Annotated in this window: 4 protein-coding genes; 2 read left to right on the top strand and 2 right to left on the bottom strand. The window is 69.2% G+C overall.

Annotated elements, in window-relative coordinates:
- The coding region (gene tatC / locus AC1D15_RS20540) for a twin-arginine translocase subunit TatC (protein ID WP_477827422.1) at window positions 1–562 on the top strand (562 nt) is incomplete at its 5' end.
- Window positions 563–589: 27 nt separating this feature from the next.
- On the opposite strand, the gene AC1D15_RS20535 is transcribed toward tatC, so the two are convergent.
- Window positions 590–1768 carry a trypsin-like peptidase domain-containing protein gene (locus AC1D15_RS20535; RefSeq protein ID WP_477827421.1) on the bottom strand — a complete coding sequence of 393 codons (1179 nt, stop codon included), beginning with the start codon at window positions 1766–1768 and terminating at the stop codon, window positions 590–592.
- A gap of 17 nt (window positions 1769–1785) precedes the next feature.
- Here AC1D15_RS20535 and AC1D15_RS20530 point away from each other — a divergent pair, with 17 nt between their 5' ends.
- A complete protein-coding gene (locus AC1D15_RS20530) occupies window positions 1786–2538 on the top strand; it encodes a Nif3-like dinuclear metal center hexameric protein (RefSeq protein ID WP_477827420.1) in 753 nt (250 codons plus the stop codon).
- On the opposite strand, the gene AC1D15_RS20525 is transcribed toward AC1D15_RS20530, so the two are convergent.
- Window positions 2539–4076, bottom strand: a 1538-nt coding sequence (locus AC1D15_RS20525; RefSeq protein WP_477827419.1) for a glycoside hydrolase domain-containing protein, incomplete at its 5' end; no start/stop codon positions are given.

The raw sequence follows: 4076 nt of genomic DNA, 5'->3' as shown, positions 1-4076 counted from the left end.
GATTTCGCCCTTCCTCGTGCCGCTGAAGTTCACGCTGATGTCGGCCTTCCTGCTGGCTCTGCCGGTGGTGCTGTACCAGGTGTGGGCCTTCGTCGCGCCGGGGCTGTACACGCACGAGAAGAATCTGGTGCTGCAGCTGGTGATCTCGAGCACGCTGCTGTTCTTCATCGGTGTCGCGTTCTGCTACTTCTTCGTGTTCGGCAAGGTGTTCGCGTTCATCCAGAGCTTCGCGCCGAAGAGCATCGCGGCCACGCCGGACATCCAGGAGTACCTGAGCTTCGTGCTGACGATGTTCGTCGCGTTCGGCGCCGCCTTCGAGGTGCCGATCGTCGTGGTGGTGCTGGCCCGCATGGGCATCGTCACGCTCGAGAAGCTGAAGGCGTTCCGCGCCTACTTCATCGTGCTGGCCTTCATCGTCGCCGCCGTCGTGACGCCGCCCGACATCGTCTCGCAGCTCGCGCTCGCGATCCCGATGTGCATCCTGTACGAGGTCGGCATCTGGGCTTCGGTGATTTTCATCAAGCACACGCAGGCGCCGGAAGACACCACGCAGAAGGTCTGACYTCGCGAGGTCAGGCCGCCGCGGGGATCACTCCTCGCGCGGCGCCGCCTTGCCGCGCGGCCGCTGCGCCACCAGCACGCTGATCTGCAGCGCCTTGTCGCCGCGTTGCACGCCGATCAGCGCCTTCTCCTTCGGCTTCAACCCCGCCACGGCGGCCAGCAGCTGCACCGTGTTGCCCACCGGCGTCTCGGCCACCTTCACGACCACGTCGCCCGGGCGCAGGCCGCCGCTCGCGGCCGKCCCGTTCTGCAGCACGCCGGTGATCAGCACGCCTTCCTTGATCGGMAGGTTGAAGGTCTCGGCGATCTCCGGCGTCAGGTCGCGCGGCTCGACGCCGATCCAGCCGCGCGTGACCTGGCCGTCGCGGATCAGGCCTTCCATCACCTGGCGCGCGGTGGTCTCGGGGATCGCGAAGCCGATGCCCAGGCTGCCGCCGCTGCGCGAGTAGATCGCGGTGTTGATGCCCAGCAGGTTGCCGTTGGTGTCGACGAGCGCGCCACCCGARTTGCCGGGGTTGATCGCCGCATCGGTCTGGATGAAGTTYTCRAAGGTGTTGATGCCCAGCTGGTTGCGGCCGAGCGCGCTGACGATGCCCGAGGTGACCGTCTGGCCGACGCCGAATGGGTTGCCGATCGCCAGCACCACGTCGCCCACCTGCAGCGTCTCGGCGCTGCCGAACGCGATCACCGGCAGCTTGTCGAGCGTGATCTTCAGCACCGCGACATCGGTGTCGGGATCGCTGCCGACCACCTTGGCCTTCGCGCGGCGCGCATCGACCAGCTGCACCTCGATGTCGTCGGCCCCTTCGACCACATGGTTGTTGGTCAGCAGGTAGCCCTCGGGCGAGACGATCACGCCGGAGCCGAGGCCCACCTGCGGCTGCTCGCGCTGCTGCGCGCCCTGTTCACCGAAGAAGAACTTGAACCACGGATCCTCGGCGTGCGGGCTGCGCGCCGGCGCCTTGCTGGCGGTGATGCTGACGACCGCGGGCGAGGCGCGCTTCGCGGCGCCGCTGTAGCTCGGCGCACTGCCGCCGGGCGGCAGCGACACCTGCTGGATCGACGGCGCCTGGCTGATCGACACGATGCTCGGCAGGCCGTTGCCCGGCTGGCGGCGCACCCAGTCCGGCTTCAGCGTCGCGACCACGAACAGCACGGCCACGGCCACCGTCACGGCCTGGGAGAAAATCAGCCACGTCTTGCGCATCAACAGGGTCCTGTGTCATGGCCGCACGCTCCGAAATCGAGTCCTACCTGAACACGCTGCTGGACGTGGGCCGCTTCCGCGATTATGGGCCGAACGGTCTGCAGGTCGAGGGCAAACCCGAAGTGCGCAAGCTGGTGTCGGGGGTCACCGCGAGCCGGGCCTTCATCGAGGCCGCGGTCGAGCGCGGCGCCGACGCGCTGCTGGTGCACCACGGCCTGTTCTGGAAAGGCCATGACGGCCGCATCACCGGCTGGCTGAAAAGCCGCATCGAGCGGCTGCTGGCGGCCCAGGTGAACCTGCTGGCCTACCACCTGCCGCTGGATGCGCACCCGCAGTTCGGCAACAACGCGCAGCTCGGCGTGCGGCTGAACTTCATGGCCGACGGCCGCTTCGRCGACCAGGAGCTGGGCTGGATCGGCGGCCCGGCGCAGCCGCTGACGGTGCCGGCGCTGACGGCGCTGCTGACGCTGCGGCTGAACCGGGCGCCGGTCGTGGTCGACCCGGGGGCGGGGCGACCGATCCGGCGCGTCGCGTGGTGCACCGGCGGCGCGCAGGGGTATTTCGAAGCGGCGATCGCCGCCGGTGCCGACGCCTACGTCACCGGCGAAATCTCCGAGCCGCAGGCGCACCTCGCACGCGAGACCGGCGTGGCCTACTTCGGCTGCGGGCACCACGCCAGCGAGCGCTATGGTGCGCCTGCGCTGGCCGCGCACGTGGCCGAGAAATTCGGCCTCGAGCACGAGTTCATCGAGATCGACAACCCCGCCTGATCAGGGCGCGACGCGGATGTCGTCGACGAATCCGCGGAACGTGCCGGTCGCATCGGGCCGGTCATAGGCCACCAGGATGCGCGCGATCGTGCGTTCCGCCGCCCATTGGCCGATGTTCGAGCGCACCTCGTTCCAGGTGTTGCCGGCCAGCCGGCCGCCGCGGCCCTGGAACTCCGGATGCACCCGCACGCCGTTCTGGTCGGTCGCGCCCGAATCGCGCAGGCTGCTGCCGTCGGTGAAGATCAGGTCGACCGCGACGAAGGCGCTGTTCGGCGCCGAGTTCTGCGGGTAGATCCAGTACGACAGCGTGGTGCCCGCGCTCACCGGGATGCGCACGTCGAACACCTTGTTGTACGAGAACGAGCGTGTCGCGTCGGCGTCGTTGCCCGAGTACATCAGCGCCGTCGTGCCGCTGTGCGCGATGTTCTCGCGCCGCGTCGAGGTCTCCATGTGGTTCAGCCCGCAGCAGAAGCCGCCGACGTTGGCCTGGAAGTCGACGGTGTCGTTCCAGTCCGGTTGCGCGATGCCGGCCTCGAAGTCCGAGAAGAAGCCGCTCGCGTTCGTCGTCGTGCGCGGCGCGTCGAACGAGGGCGGTGCATCGGCCGCGGCGCTGCCCCAGGCGGTGTTGGCGGCGGCACCGAGCACGAAGTCGAGCGTGGTGTCGGCGCCGAGCTGCGAGAGCGGCAGCCAGGTGCGCGTCGATGGGGTGCCGTTCAGCTTCAGGCTCTGCACGTAGGTGCCGTTGGCGCCGGCATTCGATGCGTTGATCGTCAGCGTGCGGCCGTTGCCCATGCGCACCGCGGTGCTCGGGAACAGCGGGCTGCCGACCACGAAGCCGCCCAGCCCCGGGATCTCCGGATACAGCCCGAGCGCGCCCCACACGTACCAGGCCGAGGTGGCGCCCAGGTCGTCGTTGCCGGTCAGGCCGTCCGGCCCGGTCTTGTACAGGTCGGTCAGGATGCGCCGCACCACCGCCTGCGACTTGTACGGCGCGCCGGCGAAGGTGTAGGCCCACGGCGTGCCGTGCTCCGGCTCGTTGCCCATGAAGGCGTACGGGCTGTTCGGCCCCGAGTCGAGCTGCGTGAAGTGCTCGTCGAGCCGCGTGATCGCCGCCGCGTTGCCGCCCATGCGGTCGAACAGGCCGCGGTAGTTCTGCGGCACCATCCAGGTGTACTGCGCCGAGTCGCCTTCGACGAAGCCGGCGCCGTCGGTGCGCGTGAAGGCGCTCTTGAAGCTGCCGCCCGCGGTGCGCGGATGGATGTAGCCGCTGAAGTTGGAATACAGCGGCTTCCACATCTGCGCCTGCGTCAGGTACTTGTCGCGCTTGACCGTGTCGCCGAGCGATGCGGCGAACTGCGCGATCGCCGAATCGGCCAGCGCGTACTCCTCGGCCGATGCCGCCGCGCCCCACAGGTTGGGTGTCTCGATCGGGATGTAGCCGTGGCCCAGGTAGTCCGCCAGCCCCGGYCGCGTCTCGCAGTTGCGCGAGCGCGTGCCGGGCTGCGTCGCGCCCTGCTCCATGTAGCGCAGCGCGGCGG

The organism is Rhizobacter sp. P2_H2 (assembly GCF_056403375.1).
This window is presented reverse-complemented; position numbering and strand designations above follow the sequence as displayed.